This window comes from Streptomyces sp. NPDC048337, assembly GCF_043201175.1.
Taxonomy (GTDB): domain Bacteria; phylum Actinomycetota; class Actinomycetes; order Streptomycetales; family Streptomycetaceae; genus Streptomyces.
The window spans coordinates 22,845-43,859 of record NZ_JBICYR010000013.1 but is presented as its reverse complement, the minus strand read 5'-3'; the positions used below and the strand labels follow the sequence as shown (position 1 = coordinate 43,859).

The 21,015-nt window shown below is 72.6% G+C and carries 17 protein-coding genes; 15 read left to right on the top strand and 2 right to left on the bottom strand.

Annotated elements, in window-relative coordinates:
* The first annotated feature begins 3 nt into the window (after window positions 1–3).
* The 3 genes from cbiQ to ACGFYU_RS21460 all read left to right on the top strand — a co-directional run bounded on the left by cbiQ (window position 4) and on the right by ACGFYU_RS21460 (window position 2,904).
* Complete coding sequence (gene cbiQ, locus ACGFYU_RS21470) at window positions 4–765, top strand: cobalt ECF transporter T component CbiQ (RefSeq protein WP_393828890.1); 762 nt, start codon at window positions 4–6, stop codon at window positions 763–765.
* A 197-nt stretch (window positions 766–962) separates the two neighbouring features.
* The gene (locus ACGFYU_RS21465; RefSeq protein WP_393828889.1) at window positions 963–1,715 is read left to right on the top strand and encodes an energy-coupling factor ABC transporter ATP-binding protein; all 753 of its coding nucleotides are present in this window, start codon (window positions 963–965) and stop codon (window positions 1,713–1,715) included.
* A gap of 28 nt (window positions 1,716–1,743) precedes the next feature.
* Complete coding sequence (locus ACGFYU_RS21460; protein WP_393828888.1) at window positions 1,744–2,904, top strand: serine hydrolase domain-containing protein; 1,161 nt, start codon at window positions 1,744–1,746, stop codon at window positions 2,902–2,904.
* Between the two features lie 45 nt (window positions 2,905–2,949).
* On the opposite strand, the gene ACGFYU_RS21455 is transcribed toward ACGFYU_RS21460, so the two are convergent.
* Window positions 2,950–4,587: a penicillin-binding transpeptidase domain-containing protein gene (locus ACGFYU_RS21455; protein WP_393828887.1), complete on the bottom strand. Its 1,638-nt coding sequence runs from the start codon at window positions 4,585–4,587 to the stop codon at window positions 2,950–2,952.
* Window positions 4,588–4,782: 195 nt separating this feature from the next.
* The gene (locus ACGFYU_RS21450) at window positions 4,783–6,549 is read right to left on the bottom strand and encodes a dolichyl-phosphate-mannose--protein mannosyltransferase (RefSeq protein ID WP_393828886.1); all 1,767 of its coding nucleotides are present in this window, start codon (window positions 6,547–6,549) and stop codon (window positions 4,783–4,785) included.
* 78 nt (window positions 6,550–6,627) lie between these two features.
* On the opposite strand from ACGFYU_RS21450, the gene rsmI reads away from it, so the two are divergent.
* From rsmI to ACGFYU_RS21390, 12 genes are all read left to right on the top strand, one after another.
* Entirely contained in the window at window positions 6,628–7,524 is an 897-nt protein-coding gene (rsmI, locus tag ACGFYU_RS21445; RefSeq protein WP_393828885.1) for a 16S rRNA (cytidine(1402)-2'-O)-methyltransferase, read from the top strand.
* 160 nt (window positions 7,525–7,684) lie between these two features.
* Window positions 7,685–8,164 carry a hypothetical protein gene (locus ACGFYU_RS21440; protein ID WP_393828884.1) on the top strand — a complete coding sequence of 160 codons (480 nt, stop codon included), beginning with the start codon at window positions 7,685–7,687 and terminating at the stop codon, window positions 8,162–8,164.
* Window positions 8,165–8,174: 10 nt separating this feature from the next.
* Entirely contained in the window at window positions 8,175–9,056 is an 882-nt protein-coding gene (locus tag ACGFYU_RS21435) for a TatD family hydrolase (RefSeq protein ID WP_393828883.1), read from the top strand.
* A 174-nt stretch (window positions 9,057–9,230) separates the two neighbouring features.
* The gene (locus tag ACGFYU_RS21430) at window positions 9,231–10,808 is read left to right on the top strand and encodes a ubiquitin-like domain-containing protein (protein WP_393829027.1); all 1,578 of its coding nucleotides are present in this window, start codon (window positions 9,231–9,233) and stop codon (window positions 10,806–10,808) included.
* Window positions 10,805–11,707, top strand: a complete 903-nt coding sequence (rsmA, locus tag ACGFYU_RS21425) for a 16S rRNA (adenine(1518)-N(6)/adenine(1519)-N(6))-dimethyltransferase RsmA (protein ID WP_393828882.1) — start codon at window positions 10,805–10,807, stop codon at window positions 11,705–11,707. The genes ACGFYU_RS21430 and rsmA overlap by 4 nt, the downstream gene beginning before the upstream one ends.
* A complete protein-coding gene (locus ACGFYU_RS21420) occupies window positions 11,704–12,609 on the top strand; it encodes a 4-(cytidine 5'-diphospho)-2-C-methyl-D-erythritol kinase (RefSeq protein ID WP_393828881.1) in 906 nt (301 codons plus the stop codon). Before rsmA ends, ACGFYU_RS21420 begins: the two co-directional genes overlap by 4 nt.
* Before the next feature lie 73 nt (window positions 12,610–12,682).
* Complete coding sequence (locus ACGFYU_RS21415; RefSeq protein ID WP_393828880.1) at window positions 12,683–13,036, top strand: hypothetical protein; 354 nt, start codon at window positions 12,683–12,685, stop codon at window positions 13,034–13,036.
* Between the two features lie 328 nt (window positions 13,037–13,364).
* Window positions 13,365–14,684, top strand: a complete 1,320-nt coding sequence (locus ACGFYU_RS21410; protein WP_393828879.1) for an acyltransferase — start codon at window positions 13,365–13,367, stop codon at window positions 14,682–14,684.
* A 27-nt stretch (window positions 14,685–14,711) separates the two neighbouring features.
* Window positions 14,712–16,514, top strand: a complete 1,803-nt coding sequence (locus tag ACGFYU_RS21405) for an ABC-F family ATP-binding cassette domain-containing protein (protein WP_393828878.1) — start codon at window positions 14,712–14,714, stop codon at window positions 16,512–16,514.
* A 143-nt stretch (window positions 16,515–16,657) separates the two neighbouring features.
* Window positions 16,658–18,313, top strand: a complete 1,656-nt coding sequence (locus tag ACGFYU_RS21400; protein ID WP_393828877.1) for a PQQ-binding-like beta-propeller repeat protein — start codon at window positions 16,658–16,660, stop codon at window positions 18,311–18,313.
* A gap of 41 nt (window positions 18,314–18,354) precedes the next feature.
* Complete coding sequence (locus tag ACGFYU_RS21395; protein ID WP_393828876.1) at window positions 18,355–20,109, top strand: PQQ-binding-like beta-propeller repeat protein; 1,755 nt, start codon at window positions 18,355–18,357, stop codon at window positions 20,107–20,109.
* Window positions 20,110–20,260: 151 nt separating this feature from the next.
* Window positions 20,261–20,950 (top strand): response regulator transcription factor, encoded by a 690-nt coding sequence (locus ACGFYU_RS21390; protein ID WP_393829026.1) that lies wholly within the window; start codon window positions 20,261–20,263, stop codon window positions 20,948–20,950.
* Window positions 20,951–21,015 lie beyond the last annotated feature (65 nt).

Here is a 21,015-nt window from a genome sequence, read left to right as displayed (position 1 = left end):
GGGATGGGAGCGGGCCACGCCCACAAGCTCTACCGGCACGGGCACTCGCCCGTGCACGCACTGCCCCCGCACTGCAAGCTCGCCGCGGCCTTCGCCTTCGTCGTGATCGTCGTGTCCACACCGCGCGAGGCGGTGTGGGCCTTCGGGCTGTACGCGGTCCTCCTCGCGGTCGCCACGGCCGTGGCCCGCGTACCGGCGGGCTTCCTGCTGCGCCGACTGCTGATCGAGGTCCCGTTCGTCGCCTTCGCCGTCCTCATGCCCTTCGTGGCGGAGGGCGAGCGGGTGGAGGTCCTCGGGATGTCGCTCAGCGTCTCCGGTCTGTGGGGCGCCTGGAACGTCCTGGCCAAGGGCACGCTCGGCGTCGCCGCCTCCCTCCTGCTCGCCTCGACCACCGAACTGCGGGCCCTGCTGCTGGGCCTCCAGCGCCTCAAGCTGCCACCGCTCCTCGTACAGATCGCCTCCTTCATGATCCGCTACGGGGACGTGATCAGCGGCGAGCTGCGCCGGATGTCCATCGCCCGCCGCTCCCGCGGGTTCGAGGCCCGCGGCATCCGGCACTGGGGTGTCCTGGCCAAGACGGCCGGCGCCCTCTTCATCCGCTCCTACGAGCGCGGCGAGCGGGTCTACCTCGCGATGGTCAGCCGCGGCTACACCGGCTCGATGCCGGTGATCGACGACGTCGTGGCCACGCGCGCCCAGTGGGCGTACGCGGCCGCACTCCCGGTGACGGCGCTCGCCGTCTGTTTGATGGGATGGACCCTTTGAGTCCTCCCCTTCCCGAGGGAGGGATTCCTGGCTCACGCTGCCTGGTGGACCGGCGGCCCGTCAGGTCTTCCACGATCAGCACCAGCCGGGTTGAAACCAGCCCGGACAACAGCAATGCGAAAGGGGACGTGCGTGCTTGGTTCTCGCTACGCACTGTCTGTAGTGAACCCTATCGGATCCTGTAACCGGAGGTCCAAGTGAACCCTGATCCCTCACTCGAGGTTTCCGGCCTCGCCTACGCCTACCCCGACGGCCACCAAGCCCTCTTCGGGGTGGACCTGACCGTCGGGCGCGGCGAGCGGGTCGCCCTGCTCGGGCCCAACGGCGCCGGCAAGACCACCCTCGTCCTGCACCTCAACGGCATCCTGACCGGCGGGGTCGGCTCGGTGGCCGTGGCCGGGCTGCCCGTCGAGAAGCGCAACCTCGCCGAGATCCGCCGCCGGGTCGGCATCGTCTTCCAGGACCCCGACGACCAGCTCTTCATGCCGACCGTCCGGGAGGACGTGGCCTTCGGACCGGCCGCGGCCGGGATGCGCGGCGCGGAGCTGGAGGAACGGGTCCGGGAGGCCCTGGAGCAGGTCGGGATGGCCGGGTTCGCCGACCGCCCGCCGCACCACCTCTCCTTCGGGCAGCGCCGCCGGGTGGCCGTCGCCACCGTCCTGGCGATGCGGCCCGAGATCCTCGTCCTCGACGAGCCCTCCTCGAACCTCGACCCGGCCTCGCGGCGCGAGCTCGCCGACATCCTGCGCTCGCTCGACGTGACGGTGCTGATGGTGACCCACGACCTCCCGTACGCGCTGGAGCTGTGCCCGCGCTCCGTCATCCTCAGCGAGGGCGTCATCGCGGCGGACGGCCGCACCCAGGACCTGCTGTGCGACGAGCCCCTGATGCGGGCCCACCGCCTGGAGCTCCCCTTCGGCTTCGACCCCCGTTCGGTGGCCGTGGCATAAGGGCCCGCCGTCGGTTGTTGGGGTCGACGTGAACATTCAGGGTGTGGTGGCGGAGGGCTTCGAGCCCGTCAGAGACGCGTTCGTACGCAATTTCGAGGTGCTCGGGGACCGGGGCGCGGCCGTCGCCGTCTACCGGGACGGGCACAAGGTCGTCGACCTGTGGGGCGGCACCAAGGACGCCAACGGCACCGAACCCTGGGCCGAGGACACCGCGCAGATCGTCCGCTCCGCGACCAAGGGCGTGGCCGCCGCCGTACCGCTGCTGCTGCACCAGCGCGGACTGCTGGACCTGGACGCTCCGGTGGGCTCGTACTGGCCGGAGTTCAAGGCGGGCGGCAAGGACCGGACCCTGGTCCGCCACCTCCTCTCCCACCGGGCCGGCGTCCCCGCGCTGGACCGCGGGCTGACCGTGGCCGAAGCCGCGGACGGGGTCAGCGGAGCGCGCGCGGTCGCCGCGCAGCGGGCCTTCTGGGAGCCGGGCACCGAGCACGGCTACCACGCGCAGACCTTCAGCTGGCTGGTGTCCGAGCTGGTGCTCCGCGCCACCGGGCGCACCGTCGGCTCGATCCTGGCCGAGGAGATAGCCGAGCCGCTGGGCCTCGACTTCTGGATCGGCCTGCCGGAGGGCGAGGCGCACCGGGTGGGCCGGGTGGCCCCGGTCGACCCGCCGGAGAGCGCGGGCATGCTCAAGACGCGGCCGCGGCGCAACGTCTCCGAGGCCTACGCCGACCCCGGCTCACTCACCCGTCGCGCCTTCGCGGCCATCGACCCCCAGCCGGACGAGAACGACCCCGTCTACCAGGCCGCCGAACTCCCCGGCTCGGCCGGAATCGGCACGGCGCGCGCCCTGGCCCGCTTCTACGCGGCCACCATCGGGGTGGTGGAGGACGGCGCCCGGATCTTCACGCCCGAGACGACGGCGCTGGCCGCGCGGGAGCTCTCCTCGGGCCCCGACCGCGTCCTGGTGGTCAACACCCGCTTCGGCCCCGGCTACATGCTGCACGGCCCGGCCTCCCCGCTGCTCTCCCCGGCCTCCTTCGGCCACCCCGGCCGCGGCGGCTCCCTGGCCTTCGCGGACCCCGAGTCGGGCATCGGCTTCGGCTACGTCACCAACGCCCACGCCAAGTCGGTCACGGCCGACCCCCGAGCCCAGGCCCTGGTACGGGCCCTTCGCGCCGCGCTGGCCTAGCGGTACGTACTTCGCCGCGGCGCCCCGGCAGCGGCGGGCCGCGAATCAGCCCGCGTTGAGTACCTGGGCCACGATCGGGCCGGCGGCGTCCGAGCCGTGGCCGCCGCCCTCGACCATCGCCGCCGCGGCCACGTCCCCGCTGAAGCCGGTGAACCAGCTGTCCGGGCTGCCCGAGCCGTCCACCTCCGCGGATCCGGTCTTCGCCCCCTTGTCGGAGCCGCCGACGGCGGCCATCGTCTGCTGGGCCGTCCCGCTGCTCGCCGTCAGCCGCATCATCGACACCAGCTGAGACTGCACCGAGGACTTCATCCGCCGCTGCGCGGTCGCGATCGTACGGCCGTCGAGGTCCGGGGAGACCAGCAGCGGCTGGCGGAACACGCCCGTGCGCGCCGTCGCCGTGATGGACGCGACGTTCAGCGGGTTCATGGTGATCTGGCCCTGCCCGATGTAACCGGCGGCCTCCTCCGCGCCCGTCGCCGTCGGGACCCTGCCGTCGACGGACTTGACGCCCGTCTTCCAGTCCAGGCCGATGCCGAAGACCTGCGTGGCCTCCTTCGACAGGGCGGCGTCGTCCTTGACCTCGTCGATCGGCTTGATGAAGGCGGTGTTGCAGGACCTGGCGAAGGCGGTCGCGAAAGTCGCGCCCGGCGCCTCGAAGTTCTTCAGGTTGTGGAAGGTGCGGCCGCCCCAGACCGCTTCCTTCGTGCACTCCGCCGGCTTGTCGGCCGAGACCAGCCCCCGGTCCATCAGCATCGCCGCCGTCACGATCTTCAGCGTGGAGCCGGGCGCCCGGGCGCCCCTCATCGCCGCGTTGAAGCCGTCCTTGCGGTGGTTGGCGACGGCCAGGATGTGCCCGTTGCCCGTCTGGACGGCGACCACCGAGGCCTCGGGGTGCTTGGCGACCGCCTGCTCGGCGGCCGCCTGCACGCCCGCGTCCAGATACGTCTTCAGCGTGCTCGGCTCGCCCTCCACCAGCGTCAGCAGCGTCCGCTTGGGCCCGGCGGCCGGTTCGATCCACACCTCGGCGCCCGGTTTGCCGCCCGCCTTGCCGCCGTACGCCGCGCGCAGCTCGTCGAGGACCGGCCCCAGCGAGGGGTACTTCTCCGCGCTCAGCTCCTGGCCGTTTCGGTCCACCGCCTTGACCGGCGGGCTCGCGGGGGCGCCCGCGCGCAGCGTCTCGCCCCTCTGGAGCTGCGGGTGCAGGACCGACTCCTGCCAGTCGACCAGCGGCTTCCCGCTGGTCAGGCCGCGCACCACGGTCAGCTGGGAGTCGTAGGCGAGCGGCTTGGTGACGCCCTCGTAGGTGATCTCCGCCTCGACCTTGTACGGCACGGTGGTGCCGTTCGGCGTGCCGGGGGTGATCACGGCCTTGGACACGTGGGCCTTGGCCGTGAAATCGCCCACCGCGGTCTGTGCCGCCGCCGCGTTGTTCGTCAGGTCGGCGGCCGCCCGCGCGTCCCCGGCCGCCCACGCGGCCAGGAAGGCCTTGGCGGTCGCGGCCGTCTCCTTCTCGGTGACGGGCCCGCTGCCCTTCTCCGCCTGCGCGGAGGCGGAGCCGTCGGGCCTGCCCCCGCCCTTGCCGTCCCCGCCGTCCCCGACCAGGGCGTACACCCCGTATCCGGCCCCGCCGACCATCGCCAGGAATACCCCGCCGACGATGGCGCCCTTCGCTGCCCCGTTCACTGACGTCCTTCCCCCGGAACCACTGTTCTCTGAACATGTTCAAAGAACCTCAGGTGTAGACCTTACGTCGTGACATGGCCACGGACCGTGCTTGTTACCGGACCGGAACCTCGATGGCCGAAAAGGAGCGGAATACGACAGAAGGGCCCTCCCGCACGCGGGAAGGCCCTCCGGCCATGGCGTCCGACCGCCTCGCTACACCCAGGTGTCCAGCCACATCCGGCCACGCCACGAGTCCATCGGCAGGGTCTGGCCCGTGTAGATCGGCCAGAAATAGATGAAGTTCCACACGATCAGCAGGACCAGCACCCCCGCCCCGATCGCCCCCAGCGCACGCCTGCGCTCGCTCGACCCGGCCGGGCCCAGCAATGCGCCGATCATCATCGCCACCGCCAGGCACAGGTACGGGACGAAGACCACCGCGTAGAAGTAGAAGATGGTCCGCTCCTGGTAGTTGAACCAGGGCAGCAGGCCCGCGCCCAGCGCGCACGCGATGGCGCCCGCCCGCCAGTCGCGCCGGAAGAACCACCGCCACAGCACGTACAGCAGCGCGAAGCAGCCCGCCCACCACAGCAACGGGGTGCCCAGGGCCAGCACCTCGCGGGCGCACTTGCCCGCCTCGGTCGCCGGGCAGCCGTCGGTGCCGGGCTCGGGGGACTCGTAGAAGTAGGAGACCGGCCGGCCCAGGACCAGCCAGCTCCACGGGTTGGACTCGTAGGTGTGCCCCGAGGTCAGGCCCACGTGGAACTTGTAGACCTCGGTCTCGTAGTGCCACAGGCTGCGCACCCACTCCGGCAGGAGCGACAGCGCGCTGTCCTGGTCGTTCTTGGCCGCCCAGTCGCGCAGGTAGCCGCCCTTGCCGTTGTCCGGGCTGAAGATCCACCCCGACCAGGAGGCCACGTACGTGAGGATCGCGACCGGCACGAGGGACAGGAAGCCGGGCCAGTTGTCGCGGCGCATCATCGCCATGTGCGGGGAGCCCGCGCCCGCGGTGCGCCGCGCGGCGGTGTCCCACATCACCATCAGGACGCCGAAGAAGGCCAGGGCGATGAAGCCGTTCCACTTCGTCCCGGCGGCCAGGCCCAGGCAGACCCCGGCCAGGAGCCGGTACGGGCGCCAGCCCAGCCGCAGCGTCTCGGCGATCTTCGCGTCGGGCTTGGTGCGGCCCTCCTCGTCCACCGGAAGCGCGTCCGCGAGCCGGGCCCGGGCCCTGTCCCGGTCGATGAGCAGCGCCCCGAAGGCGGCCAGCACGAAGAACATCAGCACCAGGTCCAGCAGCGCGGTGCGGCTCATCACCAGGTGCAGGCCGTCCACCGCGAGCAGCGCGCCCGCCAGGCAGCCCAGGAAGGTCGAGCGGAACAGGCGGCGCCCGATCCGGCACAGCATCAGCACCGACAGGGTGCCGAGCAGGGCGGTCATGAACCGCCAGCCGAAGGGCGTGAAGCCGAACATCCACTCGCCGAGCCCGATCACCCACTTGCCGACGGGTGGGTGCACGACGTAGCCCGGGTCCAGTGGGAGGGAGACCCCGTCCGGATTGGCGAGGATCGATTTGTCGATGTCCTTCGGCCAGCTCGCCTCGTAGCCCTGCTTGATCGTGGCCCAGGCGTCCTTGGCGTAGTACGTCTCGTCGAATATCACCGCCTTCGGGCTGCCCAGGTGCACGAACCGCAGCACCCCGGCGACCAGCGCCACCAGCAGCGGCCCCGCCCACGACAGGATCCGCTCCCAGGTCCCCCACGCCCGCTGCGGCAGACCGAAGGTCATCCACAGCTGTGGAGAGGGCTTGGCGTACGGGGGCACCAGGCGGGTGCGGACGTCCGCGCGCGGCGCCGCGGCGCCCGGCACGTAGCCGAAGGCGCGCAGCCGGCGCAGCCAGGTGGACGGCTCTTCTTCGCGTCCCGCCGGCGGGGCGGACGGGGCCCCCGCGGGGCTGGGCGGCGGCGTCGCGGTACTGGTCACCGGCACATCGTAGGGAAAGGATCTGTGAGAGCCCCAGCGGCGGGGAGCGTCCGGGCGGCCAACTGAGAGGATGGGCGGGTGACAACTGACCAGCCCCGCGGTATCGAGACCTCCTCCCCGGCCGGCGTCCTGGTGCTCGCCGGCACCCCCATCGGCGACCTCGCGGACGCCCCGCCGCGGCTCGCGGCCGAGCTGGAGCGGGCCGATGTGATCGCCGCCGAGGACACCCGGCGGCTGCGCCGGCTGACCCAGGGGCTCGGCGTGCACACCACCGGGCGCGTCCTGTCGTACTTCGAGGGCAACGAGTCCGCCCGCACCCCCGAACTCGTCGAGGCCCTGGCCGGCGGGGCGCGGGTGCTGCTGGTGACCGACGCGGGCATGCCCTCCGTCTCCGACCCCGGCTACCGGCTGGTCGCCGCCGCGGTGGAGAAGGACATCCGGGTCACCGCCGTCCCCGGCCCCTCCGCGGTGCTCACCGCGCTCGCCCTGTCCGGGCTGCCGGTGGACCGCTTCTGCTTCGAGGGTTTCCTGCCGCGCAAGGCGGGCGAGCGGCTCGGCCGGCTGCGCGAGGTCGAGGGCGAGCGGCGCACCCTCGTCTACTTCGAGGCCCCGCACCGGCTCGACGACACCCTGGCCGCGATGGCCGAGGTCTTCGGCCCCGAGCGGCGGGCCGCCGTGTGCCGCGAGCTGACCAAGACGTACGAGGAGGTCAAGCGCGGCGGGCTCGGCGCGCTGGCCGCCTGGGCCGCCGAGGGCGTGCGCGGGGAGATCACCATCGTGGTGGAGGGCGCCCCGGCGGCCGCCCCCGGCGATGTGGACGACGAGGAGCTCGTGCGCCGCGTACGGGTGCGCGAGGAGGCGGGGGAGCGGCGCAAGGAGGCCATCGCGGCGGTCGCCGCCGAGGCCGGGGTACCCAAGCGCGAGGTCTTCGACGCGGTCGTCGCGGCAAAGAATGCGGCACAAAAGGTGCCGTAAGTCGGTAAAGAGCTAACCTGAAAAGCAAAGCTCAGACCGCGCACCGGCCCCTTTGGGCATGACTCGGCCAAAGGCCGTCCATTACTGGACAGGGCCTGATGCGCTCCCGCCCGAAGAGGCGTCCACTGGCAATGGCACCAGTGGAACAAGAGGAGCTGGCATGAGTGAGATCGCAGACACCCCGGTACCCGTCGCCGGGCCGGTCGCCGCCGCCGTGGAGACCGTGCACGAGGCGTACTCCTTCGCGTGCATGAGGTGCGGGTACGCCTGGGAGCAGGAGTACGCGATAGAACACCACGTCGACGGCAAGGGTGAGCCGTTCATCATGTACACGGTGAAGGGCGAGCGGGTGCCCTCCCCGCTGTCCAACCCCACCTGCCTGAACTGCGGCGGCCACGTCGTACGCATCATGCGGGCCGGCCAGGTCTCCTCGGTGCTCGGCACGATCGACCGCCTCTACCACCACCGCATCGCGCCCGGGATCGCCGGACCGGTGCCCGCCGGGGCGGACGTCCCCCGCGCCCCCAAGCCGCGCAAGGCGCCCCGGCTGCACGACGCCCCCGGACCCGTGGCCATCGACGCCGACGAGGACCGCCGGGGCTGGCTCTCCCGACTGCTGGGGTTCTTCCGCCGGTCATAAGATCGGCCGTATGAGCACCTCCTCCGCCTCCAAGGACGAACTGCCGCCGCTGCCCGAACCCCTTCGGGTGGCGGTGGCGGATTCGCACACCCACCTGGACATGCAGTCCGGCACCGTCGAGGAGGGCCTGGCCAAGGCCGCCTCGGTGGGCGTGACCACGGTCGTCCAGGTCGGCTGCGACGTGAAGGGCTCCCGGTGGGCCGCCGAGACCGCCGCCGCTTACGAGAACGTCCACGCGGCCGTGGCCCTGCACCCGAACGAGGCCCCCCGCATCGTCCACGGGGACCCGGACGGCTGGTCCCGGCAGGGCGCGCGGGCCGGCGGCGGGGACGCGGCCCTCGACGACGCCCTCGCCGAGATCGAGGCCCTGGCCGCCCTCGACCACGTCAAGGCGGTCGGCGAGACCGGGCTCGACTACTTCCGCACCGGACCGGAGGGCATGGCGGCGCAGGAGCGTTCCTTCCGCGCCCACATCGAGATCGCCAAGCGGCAGGGCAAGGCCCTGGTCATCCACGACCGCGACGCCCACGCCGATGTGCTGCGCATCCTGCGGGAGGAGGGCGCCCCGGACCGGACCGTCTTCCATTGCTACTCCGGCGACGCGGACATGGCCCGGGAGTGCGCCGCCGCCGGGTACTACATGTCCTTCGCCGGAACGGTCACCTTCAAGAACGCGGCGCCGCTGCGCGAGGCCCTGGCGGTCGCCCCGCTCGAACTCGTCCTCGTGGAGACCGACGCCCCGTACCTGACCCCGGCGCCGTACCGCGGACGGCCCAACGCGCCGTACCTCATTCCGCTGACGGTACGGGCGATGGCGGCGGTCCGCGACATCGACGAGGACGCGATGGCCACCGCCCTGGCGACGAACACGGCGCGCGCCTTCGCGTACTGAGCCCGACCGTCGCTCGACACGCTGTGTAATCGTCCAGCTTTGGAGTGTGACGACTCCTCCGCTATGGTGCCCTGCCCGAACCAGCGGGTCCGGACCACCAGTGGAGCGAGCGTCGTGAGCGATACGCAGGGCAGTCACCGCCATGGCGGTCCCGTCCCGGGGTCGTACGAGCCCATGGCCTGGCCGGCCGCCACACAACCCCCGCCCCCGTCCCCCTGGCCCCCCGCATCCGGGGCCCCGGACCCCGAGCCCTGGCAGCCCACCGCACGCGACCGGGACCCGTCACCTTGGCCCCCCGCGGCCGGGGGCGCGGAGTCGTTGCCCCGGCCGGCCGGCGATGATCCGGGGGCAGGACCCCTCCCGTCGGCACCCGGCCCGGGGGTCCCCTCCCCGCGCGGCGGCGGCCGCCGCGCGGCACGCCGCTCCCGCGGCCGCACCATGCCACCCGCGCCCGAGCCCGCCGGGTCGCTGTCCGCACCGGAGGCGCCCGCGGCGCCGGGCCCGGGCCGTCGCCGGGCGCCCGCCCCGGGGTCGGGGTCGGGGTCGGGCCGTCGGGCCCGGGGCGGCACGACCACCGTCGAGCCGCCCGCAGGGCCCCCGGCGGGGCCCGCCGCGGGGCCGGGCCGTCGGGCCCGGGGCACCACCACCGCCGAGCCCCCGGCAGGGAACTGGCGGCGGATCGTGCCGCAGGCCCTCGTCGTCGCCTTCCTCGCCGGCGGCACCACCGCCTTCGTCGCCGCCGACAAGTCCGTACGCCTCACCGTCGACGGCGTCCCGAGGAACCTCCACACCTTCTCCGACGACATCGGTGAACTGCTGGCCGCCGAAGGCCTCGGCATCGGGCCGCACGACCTCGTCGCCCCCGCCCCCGGCGAACCCCTCGACGACGGCGAGGAGATCGTCGTCCGCTACGGCCGCCCCCTCCACCTGACCCTCGATGGCCGCCGCCGCGAGGTGTGGACCACCGCCCGCACCGTCGAGGGCGCCCTGCGCCAGTTCGGCATCCGCGCCGAGGGCGCCTACCTCTCCGCCCCCCGCACCGCCCCCGTCCCCCGCACCGGCCTCGCCCTCAGCGTCCGCACCGAACGCAGCGTCACCTTCATGGCCGACGGCCGCGAACGCACCATCCGCACCAACGCCGCCACCGTCCAGGAAGCCCTCGACCAGGCCGGCATCACCCTCCACGGCCAGGACACCACCTCCGTACCGCCCGCCTCCTTCCCCCGCGACGGCCAGACCGTCACCGTGCTCCGCATCACCGGCACCCGCGAGGTCCGCGAGGAACGCATCCCCTACGAGACCGAGAAGGCCGAGGACGCCACCCTCTTCGCCGGCACCGAGGTCGTCGAGCGCGCGGGCCGCCCCGGCGCGCGCAGGGTCACCTACGGCCTCCGCACCGTCAACGGCGTCCGCCAGAAGCCCCGCCGGATCGCGGAGGAGATCGTCCGCGAACCCGTCACCCAGCTCGTCAAGGTCGGCACGAAGCCACTGCCGGCCTCCGTGGCCGGCGCCGACGGCCTCGACTGGGGCGCACTCGCCCACTGCGAGTCCGGCGGCCGCCCCGGCGCCACCGACGCCTCGGGCACGTACGGCGGCCTCTACCAGTTCGACGTCCGCACCTGGCAGGCCCTCGGCGGCAGCGGCCGCCCCCAGGACGCCCCGGGCACGGAACAGACGTACCGGGCGAAGAAGCTCTACGTGCAGCGGGGGGCGAGTCCGTGGCCCCACTGCGGCCGTAGGCTTTACCGGTGAGCACCGCAGAGCAGCAGCCCAACGAGAACCCTTCTGACGCCCTCCTCGGCCCGGCCGACATCCGGGAGCTGGCCGCCGCCCTCGGCGTACGCCCGACGAAGCAGAAGGGCCAGAACTTCGTCATCGACGCCAACACGGTGCGCCGCATCGTGCGCACCGCCGAGGTGCGCCCGGACGACGTCGTCGTCGAGGTCGGGCCGGGCCTGGGCTCGCTGACGCTCGCCCTGCTGGAGGCCGCGGACCGGGTCACCGCCGTCGAGATCGACGACATCCTCGCCGCGGCGCTGCCCGCCACCATCGAGGCGCGGATGCCCGAGAAGAAGGACCGCTTCGCGCTGGTCCACTCCGACGCGATGCTGGTCACCGAGCTGCCCGGCCCCGCGCCGACGGCGCTCGTCGCCAACCTCCCGTACAACGTGGCCGTGCCCGTCCTGCTGACCATGCTCGACCGCTTTCCGACCATCGAGCGGACCCTGGTGATGGTGCAGGCGGAGGTCGCCGACCGGCTCGCCGCCGAGCCGGGCAACAAGGTGTACGGGGTCCCCTCGGTCAAGGCCAGCTGGTACGCGCACGTCAAGCGTGCCGGGGCCATCGGCCGCAAGGTCTTCTGGCCCGCGCCGAACGTCGACTCCGGCCTCGTCTCGCTGGTCCGGCGGACCGAGCCGATCAAGACCACCGCCTCGAAGGCAGAGGTCTTCGCGGTCGTCGACGCCGCCTTCGCCCAGCGCCGCAAGACGCTGCGCGCCGCGCTGTCCGGCTGGGCAGGATCGCCGGCGGGCGCCGAGGCGGCGCTCGTCGCCGCGGGCATCTCCCCGCAGGCGCGCGGCGAGTCGCTGACGGTGGAGGAGTTCGCCGCGATCGCCGAGCACAAGCCCGAGGCGGAGAGGCCCGCACTGTGAGCGAGCGCACGACCGTGACCGTACGGGTCCCCGCGAAGGTCAACGTGCAGCTGGCGGTGGGCGCGGCCCGCCCCGACGGCTTCCACGACCTCGCCAACGTCTTCCTCGCCGTCTCCCTCTTCGACGAGGTCACGGCCACCGCGGCCGATGAACTGAAGGTGACCTGCGCGGGCCCGGACGCCGACCAGGTGCCCCTGGACCGCACCAACCTCGCGGCGCGCGCCGCCGAGGTCCTCGCGGCGCGGGCCGGCATCGACCCCGCCGTCCACCTCCACATCGCGAAGAACATCCCGGTCGCGGGCGGCATGGCGGGCGGCAGCGCGGACGGGGCCGCCGCCCTGCTGGCCTGCGACGCGCTGTGGGGCCTGGACACCCCGCGCGGCGAACTGCTCGACATCTGCGCGGAGCTGGGCAGCGACGTCCCCTTCAGCCTCGTCGGCGGCGCCGCGCTCGGTACCGGGCGCGGCGAGCTGCTGACCCCGGTGGAGGCCGGGGCGTTCCACTGGGTGTTCGCGGTGGCCGACGGCGGGCTGTCGACCCCGGCCGTCTTCCGGGAGTTCGACCGCCTCACGGCCGGTACGCGCGTCCCGGAGCCGGAGGCCTCGCCGGCCCTGCTCGCGGCCCTGGCCTCGGGCGACCCGGACGCGCTGGCCCCCGTCCTGGCCAACGACCTCCAGCCGGCGGCCCTGTCCCTGCGCCCGTCCCTGGCCGCCACCCTGGCCGCGGGCACGGACGCCGGTGCGCTGGCCGCCCTGGTCTCGGGCTCCGGCCCCACGACGGCCTTCCTGGTCCGCGACCCGGAATCGGCGTCGAAGGTCGCGGCGGCCCTTGAATCCTCGGGCACGTGCCGAGCCACCCGCGTGGCGTCCTCCCCCGCCCCCGGAGCCACGGTTCTCGCCTGACGCGCTCAACGCCCGACCAGCCGGTCCGTCGGAGGCTAGGCTGAGGTCACCTGATCCGCGCGGGAGGCGCTTGATGACGGAGCAGGCGGTGCCCGGCACCACCCCTTTGATTCCGATGCCGGCCCTGACGCCGGCGGCCTTGCGGGTCGCTGTGGCCCAGATCGCCCCGGCCTATCTGCCGGCCTTCGGGCAGGATCTGGACCAGGCTGCAGAGCAGAGCGCCGCACAAAGCACCATCGCGCCCTTGCGGACATTTCTGCAGTGGTGGGGCGAGTTCGTTGCAATCCAGCGCATCCCCGCCCGTGCAAGGCGGATGCATGAGCTGGAGACGATCGCCGACACAGCCTCGGACCGCGCTGTGCTGGACGTGGCGGTGGCGGAGATCCAGCAGATCCTGGCCGCCGCGCGTCGCGAGGTTGCCGCGTGAGCGATGCCTGGACCTGGCACTACAACCCGGATGCAGAGCATGTGGTCGGAGACCTGCCCCCTTAGTTCGTTGCCGAGGTGGAACGGCTCGCTGACCAGTTGGCCACCCTCGGCCGGGACGCCGCCGACGTGGGCCGCGGCCCCTCGGAGGGCGGTGGTCTGGGGCCCTCAATATCTTCGGTGGCCGTGGGCTCCTGATGTTCCTCGCGCCTGAGCGGCTCCGGGAGATCTCCGTCGTGCGGGTGGTCTGGCTCGGCTGAGACGTACTCAGGCGGGAGTTGAGTATCCGCGCCCTGTCCCGTCAAGGTGCGCCGCGCGAGCGTAAGGGCATGGGACAGACCGCCAAGGCAATGGCCGCCGCAACGCCCGCGCAACGGGACCGGTACATCGACCTGCTCCGCGTCGCCTCGCTCGGCACCGTCATCGCCGGGCACTGGCTGATGGCCGCCGTCAGCGGCGACGGCATAGGGAACCTGCTCGCGCTCGTGCCCCCGCTCCAGGTGCTCACCTGGGGGCTGCAGATCATGCCGGTCTTCTTCTTCGTCGGCGGGTTCTCGCACGCGCTGTCCTACCGCTCCCTGGTCCGCCGCGACGACGGGCCCGTCTACGCCGCCTTCCTGCGGGCCCGGCTCCAGCGGCTGCTGCGGCCCACGCTCGTCTTCGTCCTCGTCTGGGCCGCCCTCGCACTGGGCGTGCAGCTCGCCGGGCGCGGCGACGGCGTGCTGAGCGGGGCGGCGCTGCGGATGGTCACGCAGCCGCTGTGGTTCATCGGGATCTACCTCGCCATGGTGGCCTTCACCCCACCGCTGCTGAAGCTCCACGAACGCCACGGCTGGGCGGCCTTCGCCGGGCTGTTCGGCGCGGCCGCCGTCGTGGACGTGCTGCGCTTCGCGCTCGGCGTGCCGTACGTGGAGTTCCTGAACTTTGCCCTCGTCTGGCTCGCGGTCCACCAGCTCGGCTTCCTGCGTGCCGACGGCCGGATCCGCCGCCCCGCCCTCCTCGCGGCCGCGGGTCTGGCCGGGGCGGCGCTGCTGGTGGCGTACGGCCCGTACCCGCTCTCCATGGTCGGGATGCCGGGCGAGAAGGTCTCCAACATGGCCCCGCCCACCCTGGCCCTGCTCTGCCACGGTCTGTGGCTCGTCGGTGTCGTGCAGCTCCTGGCCCGCCCGGCCACCGCCTGGCTGGCCCGCCCCCGCGTCTGGCGCGGTGTCGTCGCCGCCAACGGGATCGCCATGACCGCCTTCCTCTGGCACCTCACCGCCATGCTCGCCGTGTACGGGGCCCAGCTCGCCCTCGGCCTGGACCTCCCGGCCCCCGCCACCGCGGCCTGGTGGGCGCAGGTTCCCGTACGGATCCTGCTGGCCGGGGCCCTGACCGCCCTGCTCGTCGCGGCCTTCCGCCGCTTCGAGGCCCCGGCCGCGGCCTCCACGGCCCCCGGCAGCGGTCCCCGCGCCGCCCTCGGCATCACCCTCTGCCTGCTCGGCATCCTCGGCCTGTCCATGACCGGGCTCGGCGGCCTCCTCGACGGCCACAGCGCCACCCTGATCGCCCTCCCGGTCACCGCACCCCTCGCCATCGGCATGGCACTGACCGGCTGGCTCCTGGTGGAACGGTCCGGCCCGGCCCGGAGGGTTAGGCTGAGGGGCTGATCCCTAACCTTCCCTGGAGCGCGTCTGATGGCCGTCAATCTGGTCAATGTCGAGGCAGTCAGCAAGGTGTACGGCACACGTACCCTGCTCGACGGCATCTCCCTCGGCGTATCCGAGGGGGACCGGATCGGTGTCGTCGGCCGCAACGGCGACGGCAAGACCACCCTGATCCGGATGCTGGCCAAGCTGGAGGACCCCGACACCGGGCGCGTCACCCAGTCGGGCGGCCTGCGCATGGGTGTCCTCACCCAGCACGACTCCCTCGATCCCGCGGCCACCATCCGTCACGAGATCATCCGCGACATGGCCGACCACGAGTGGGCCGGCAACGCCAAGATCCGCGACGTCCTGACCGGCCTCTTCGGCGGCCTCGACCTCCCCGGCTTCGGCCAGGGCCTCGACACCGTCATCGGCCCGCTCTCCGGCGGCGAGCGCCGCCGCATCGCGCTCGCCAAGCTGCTCATCGCCGACCAGGACCTCCTCGTCCTCGACGAGCCCACCAACCACCTCGACGTCGAGGGCATCGCCTGGCTGGCCGGCCACCTCCAGGAGCGCCGATCCGCGCTCGTCTGCGTCACCCACGACCGCTGGTTCCTCGACCAGGTCTGCACCCGTATGTGGGACGTCCAGCGCGGTGACGTCCACGAGTACGAAGGCGGCTACAGCGACTACGTCTTCGCCCGCGCCGAGCGCGAGCGCATCGCCGCCACCGAGGAGCAGAAGCGGCAGAACCTGATGCGCAAGGAGCTGGCCTGGCTGCGCCGCGGCGCCCCCGCCCGGACCTCCAAGCCCCGCTACCGCATCGAAGCCGCCAACGAGCTCATCGCCGACGTGCCGCCGCCGCGCGACAAGTCCGAGCTGATGCGCTTCGCCAACGCCCGCCTCGGCAAGACCGTCTTCGACCTGGAAGACGTCAGCGTCCACGCCGGCCCCAAGGTGCTGCTCAAGCACCTCACCTGGCACCTGGGCCCCGGCGACCGCATCGGCCTCGTCGGCGTCAACGGCGCCGGCAAGACCTCCCTGCTGCGCGCGCTGGCCGAGGCCGCCCGCACCCAGGGCGAGTCCCAGCCCGCCGCCGGCCAGGTCACCGTCGGCAAGACCGTCCGGCTCGCCTACCTCTCGCAGGAGGTCGGCGAACTCGACCCGTCCCTGCGCGTCCTGGAGGCCGTGCAGCGCGTCCGCGACCGCGTCGACCTCGGCAAGGGCCGCGAGATGACGGCGGGCCAGCTGTGCGAGCAGTTCGGCTTCACCAAGGAGAAGCAGTGGACGCCGGTCGGCGACCTCTCCGGCGGTGAGCGGCGCCGGCTGCAGATCCTGCGCCTGCTGATGGACGAGCCGAACGTCCTCTTCCTCGACGAGCCCACCAACGACCTCGACATCGAGACCCTGACCCAGCTGGAGGACCTCCTCGACGGCTGGCCCGGCTCGATGATCGTGATCTCCCACGACCGGTTCTTCATCGAGCGCACCACCGACACGGTGATGGCCCTGCTCGGCGACGCGAGCCTGCGGATGCTGCCGCGCGGCCTGGACGAGTACCTGGAGCGCCGCCAGCGGATGATCGAGGCCGCCGCCCCGGCGCCCGCCCCGGCCGCGGCCGCGCCGAAGTCCACCTCCTCCGGAGACGCCCGCGCCGCGAAGAAGGAGCTCCAGAAGATCGAGCGCCAGCTCAACAAGATCTCCGACCGCGAGGGCAACCTGCACGCGCAGATCGCCGAGAACTCCACCGACTACGACAAGGTGGCCAAGCTCGACGCCGAGCTGCGGGAACTCCTCGCCGAGCGGGACGATTTGGAGATGCGCTGGCTGGAGCTGGCCGAGGAGGCCTAGCCTCCGACCGCCAACTGGCCGGATAACGACGGCGTCACGGGCCGGTCCTCCCTTGGGAACAGGGGCGGACCGGCCCCGGCGCACGGCGTGCGTCAGTGATAGAAAGGTCATCCTCCACGACCCCTGACCGAAGGTACGCGCTGATGACCGAGCCGCCCCAGCCGCCGAACCAGCCGCCGACACCTTCCGGTTACGGACACCTCCCCGGCCCGCCGCAGCCCGGATGGGGGCACCACCCAGCGGTAGCTGGGGGAGGATACCCGCCGCAAGGCGCGAACCCGTACGCCCAGCAGCCCGCGCAGCCCCCGCAGCCGCCCACCGTCCCGCAGCAGCTCCCCGCGTACGGTTACCCGCCGCCGCCCCAGGGCCCCGGCCTGCCGGGCGCGCCGTCGCCGAAGAAGAAGACGACCCTGCTGATCGCCGCCGCGGTCGCCGCCGTCCTCGTCGTCGGCACCGCCGGGTACTTCGCCTTCCGCGGCGGCGACGACAAGGACCCCGAGCAGCCCGTGGCGCAGGGCCCCACCGACGCCACCCCCTCCGGCTCCCCTTCCGTGGACAAGGGCGACGGCAGCGGCAACGGCGGCCAGGAGGCCGATCTCAACGCGGGCCGCAAGCAGGGCGAGAGCAAGGTCCTCTGGCTCAAGACCGCCAAGATCGACGGCCCCGGCATGGGCGTGGAGTCCGAGGGCCAGTGGGTCGTCGGCGACACCGTCGTCAAGAGCGTGTGGAAGAACCTCACCGGCTACGCGGCCACCGACGGCAAGGAGAAGTGGACCCTCGCCTTCCCCGCCGTGATCTGCGCCGTCACCCCGCAGGCCACCGCCGACGGCAAGACCGTCGTCATGTACAAGGACGGCGAGTCCGACACCGCCTCCTGCACCCAGATGCGCGTGGTCGACCTCAAGACGGGCAAGGAGGTGTGGTCGAAGGAGGTGCCCAAGGAGCAGCTCTTCGACATGTTCACCAGCCCCACCGTCTCCATCACCGGCGACACCGTCGCCATCAGCCGCAGCGGCACCGCCAGCGCCTTCAAGGTCAGCAACGGCGACAAGCTCTTCGCCAGCACCCAGGCCGAAGGCTGCAAGCCCGACTCCTACACCACCGGCAACGGCAAGATGGTCGCCCTCGCCACCTGCCTGGACGAGGACAAGACCGCCGAGATCCAGGGCACCGACCCCGTCACCGGCAAGAAGGGCTGGACCTTCCGGGCCCCCAAGGGCTTCAAGGTCACCAGCATCTACTCCGTGGACCCGCTCGTCGTCGACCTCGGCAACGAGGCCGCCAAGGAGCGCTCCGTCGTGGTCATCGGAGCCGACGGGAAGCAGACCGCCACCCTCAGCGCCGAAGGCAAGTTCCCCGAAGGCTGCGGGGACACCGGCATCTTCCGCTCCCTCTCCACCTGTTCCTCGGCCGTCGTCGACGCGGGCACCCTCTACCTGCCCACTGCGCGGGACGAGAAGGGCAACGAGATCGTCGCCTTCGACCTGGCCAGCGGCAAGGCCAAGTGGCGCAGCCCCGCCGGCGCCAAGCGCACCCTCATGCCGCTCAAGGCCGCGAACGGCCAGCTGATCGCCTACCGCAAGGCGGAGTACGACAAGGGCGGCGAGATCCTCTCGATCCCCGCCGGCGGCGGCGCCCCCACCGCGCTCCTGCGCAACCCGTCGGGCCCGGCCGCCCCGGTCGAGAGCTCCTTCACCACCCCGAAGGTCGACTACGTGGACGGACGGTTCTTCATCTCCGCCTCCCGCCTGCTGGCCAAGGGCAAGGACGAGAAGCTCCTGATGGTCTTCGGCAACTGAACGCGTCCACCGAGCCGCCCAGCGAGAGGCAGTAGCAACGCATGAGTACCCCGCCGCCCCCCAGCCAGCCGCCGTCCGGCGGCTTCGGAGCGCCCCAGGATCCTCCGCCGGGCGGGTTCGCCCCACCGGGCCCCCCGGCGCCCCCGGCCGGCCCCCCGGCACCCCCGCAGCAGCCCCCGACCGTACCGGCCGCGCCCGCGGCGCAGCCCGCGTACGGCTACCCGCAGCCCGCACCCGCGGCCGGACCGGGCTACGGCTACCCGCAACAGCCCGGCACCCAGCCGCCGTTCGGGCCGTCCACCACCCCCATGTACGCGCCGCAGCCCCCGGCAGGGTCCGGCGGGGGCGGCAACAACGACAAGCGCAACCAGCTGCTGATCGTCGGCGCGGCCCTCCTGGCCATCGTCCTCATCGTCGGCGGCGGCCTCTGGTACACCTCGGGCGACGGCGGCAGCGGCCAGAAGAACACCGCGGACGGCGGCCCCAGCGCCGGCCCCGACGGCGACAAGCCCCAGGCCGGCACGCCCGGCAGCGAGAAGCCGCCCGCCAACCCCAAGTCGAAGACCCTGTTCAACCTCCCCAGCCCGCAGCCGGCCGAGGTCACCGTGGTCGCCGGCTCCTGGCTCACCGACTCCACCTACGTCAAGTCCGACGTGGCGAAGGTCGTCGGCTACAACCTCGTCGACGGCGGCAAGAAGTGGGAGATCCCCTTCCCGGGCGAGCTCTGCGGCGCGACCAAGCACATCAGCGACAACAAGACGGCAGTCCTGTTCAAGGCCTCCATGCCCACGGCCGAGAACAAGTACGTGCAGTGCACCGAGGTCGGCGTCATCGACCTCAACACGGGCAAGCTCGTCTGGTCCGGCAACGCCAAGGGCGCCACCACCGGTGACAAGCCCGCCGCCTACTACGAGGTGACCCTCAGCGGCCAGACCGTCGCCGCCGGCGGCACCTCGGGCGGAGCCGCCTGGAACCTCGCCGACGGCAAGTCCCTGTGGACGCCCAAGACCGACGGCGAAGGCTGCTACGACACCGGCTACGCGGGCGGCGAGGCCCTCGCCGTCATCCGCAAGTGCGGGCGCAACCCCAACCAGACCGTCCACGCCCAGATCCTGGACCCGGCCACCGGCGCGCCCACGGCCTCGTACAAGCTCGCCGCGGGCATCGAGTACGCGGGCATCGTCTCCACCAAGCCCCTGGTCGTCGCCGCGGACGTCGGCAAGACCGCCAAGAACGCCACCGGCGTCAGCGACCTCTTCGTCGTCGACCCCAAGGGCGAGCTGAAGGCACGCATCTCCCTCGCCTCCGGGAACTTCGCCGGCAAGTGCGCGGCCACCGAGGTCGAGAAGTGCACGGGCATGGTCGTCGGCGACGGCAAGCTCTACCTGCCGTCCTACGAGCACCAGGGCCAGACCGGCACCGGCCGCACCAACGAGCTGCTCTCCTTCGACCTGGAGACCGGCAAGCAGACCACCGACCGCGCCGACGCGGGCGAGAGCTACCAGCTCACCCCGCTGCGCATGGACGGGTCGAACATCATCGCCTACAAGGAGCCCCCGTACGACAAGGGCGGCCAGATCGTCAGCATCGACGGCAAGACCATGAAGGAGACCCTCCTCATGCAGAACCCGTCGGACAAGGCGAGCCGGGCCGTCGAGACCGGCGGCTTCTCACCCGAGTACTCCGAATACCGCTACCACAACGGCAAGCTCTTCATCTCCCGTACGACGGTGAAGAAGCCGTACTCGGACAAGAGCGACCCGGAGTACCTCTTCGTCTCGTTCACCGCGAGCTGAGCGGAAGCAGCAGCAGCGCAAGCAGCAGCAGAAGCAGAGGCAGAAGCCCCCGGAAGGTCATTCCTTCCGGGGGCTTCTGCGCGGAACCCCCGCGCACCGTCGAACAAGCGTGTAGCTTGCCGGGTCAGAAGGGTCGGGGGTGGGTGCCTCAATGGGCGTACGGGTCGTGGTGGTCGACGAGCACCGGCTGCTGGCCGAGGCGCTCGCCTCTGCCCTGAAACTGCGCGGGCACCGGGTGCTCGCCGCCGCCGCCCCGGCCGGGGGCGCCGCCGAACTGGTCATCAGCCGCGCCCCGGAGGTCTGCCTGCTCGGCACGGCCGCGCCCGCCGATCCGGGGGTCTTCGAACCGGTCGTCCGCATCAAGCGGGAGCGCCCGCAGATAGCCGTCGTGGTCCTCGGCCCGGTGCCCAGTCCGCGCGGGATCGCGGCCGCCTTCGCCGCCGGCGCCTCGGGGTACGTACGCCACGACGAGCGCATCGAGGGCGTGGAGCGGGCCCTGGCGAAGGCGCGTGCGGGGGAGGCGGCGATCTCTCCGCAACTGCTGCAGGGGGCCTTCGCGGAGCTCCTGAACCCCGCCGCCCAGCCCGACGACGAGGGCAGCAGGCTGCTGCGGCTCCTCACCCCGCGCGAGGTGGAGGTGCTGGTCCGGGTCGCCGAGGGCGAGGACACCCGGCTCATCGCCGCGGGCATGGAGATCGCGCCGAGCACCGCCCGTACCCACGTGCAGCGGGTGCTGATGAAGCTGGGCGTGGGCTCGCGGCTGGAGGCGGCCGCGCTGGCCGCCCGTACCGGCCTGCTGGACCGGGCGGTCCCGGTGCGGGGGGCGGCGGAGGAGGCCTGATTCCGGGTCCGGATTTCCCCGGAGCCGCCGAATCCGGTAAGCCAGTCTCCTAGCACCCGCGTGCA

Coding starts and splice junctions, on each gene's coding strand:
- ACGFYU_RS21430 (WP_393829027.1), top strand. CDS start 9,231: ATGGCCTGGCCGGCCGCCACACAACCCCCGCCCCCGTCCCCCTGGCCC.
- ACGFYU_RS21405 (WP_393828878.1), top strand. CDS start 14,712: ATGGCCGTCAATCTGGTCAATGTCGAGGCAGTCAGCAAGGTGTACGGC.
- ACGFYU_RS21415 (WP_393828880.1), top strand. CDS start 12,683: ATGACGGAGCAGGCGGTGCCCGGCACCACCCCTTTGATTCCGATGCCG.
- cbiQ (WP_393828890.1), top strand. CDS start 4: ATGGGAGCGGGCCACGCCCACAAGCTCTACCGGCACGGGCACTCGCCC.
- ACGFYU_RS21435 (WP_393828883.1), top strand. CDS start 8,175: ATGAGCACCTCCTCCGCCTCCAAGGACGAACTGCCGCCGCTGCCCGAA.
- ACGFYU_RS21440 (WP_393828884.1), top strand. CDS start 7,685: ATGAGTGAGATCGCAGACACCCCGGTACCCGTCGCCGGGCCGGTCGCC.
- ACGFYU_RS21410 (WP_393828879.1), top strand. CDS start 13,365: ATGGGACAGACCGCCAAGGCAATGGCCGCCGCAACGCCCGCGCAACGG.
- ACGFYU_RS21395 (WP_393828876.1), top strand. CDS start 18,355: ATGAGTACCCCGCCGCCCCCCAGCCAGCCGCCGTCCGGCGGCTTCGGA.
- ACGFYU_RS21400 (WP_393828877.1), top strand. CDS start 16,658: ATGACCGAGCCGCCCCAGCCGCCGAACCAGCCGCCGACACCTTCCGGT.
- ACGFYU_RS21390 (WP_393829026.1), top strand. CDS start 20,261: ATGGGCGTACGGGTCGTGGTGGTCGACGAGCACCGGCTGCTGGCCGAG.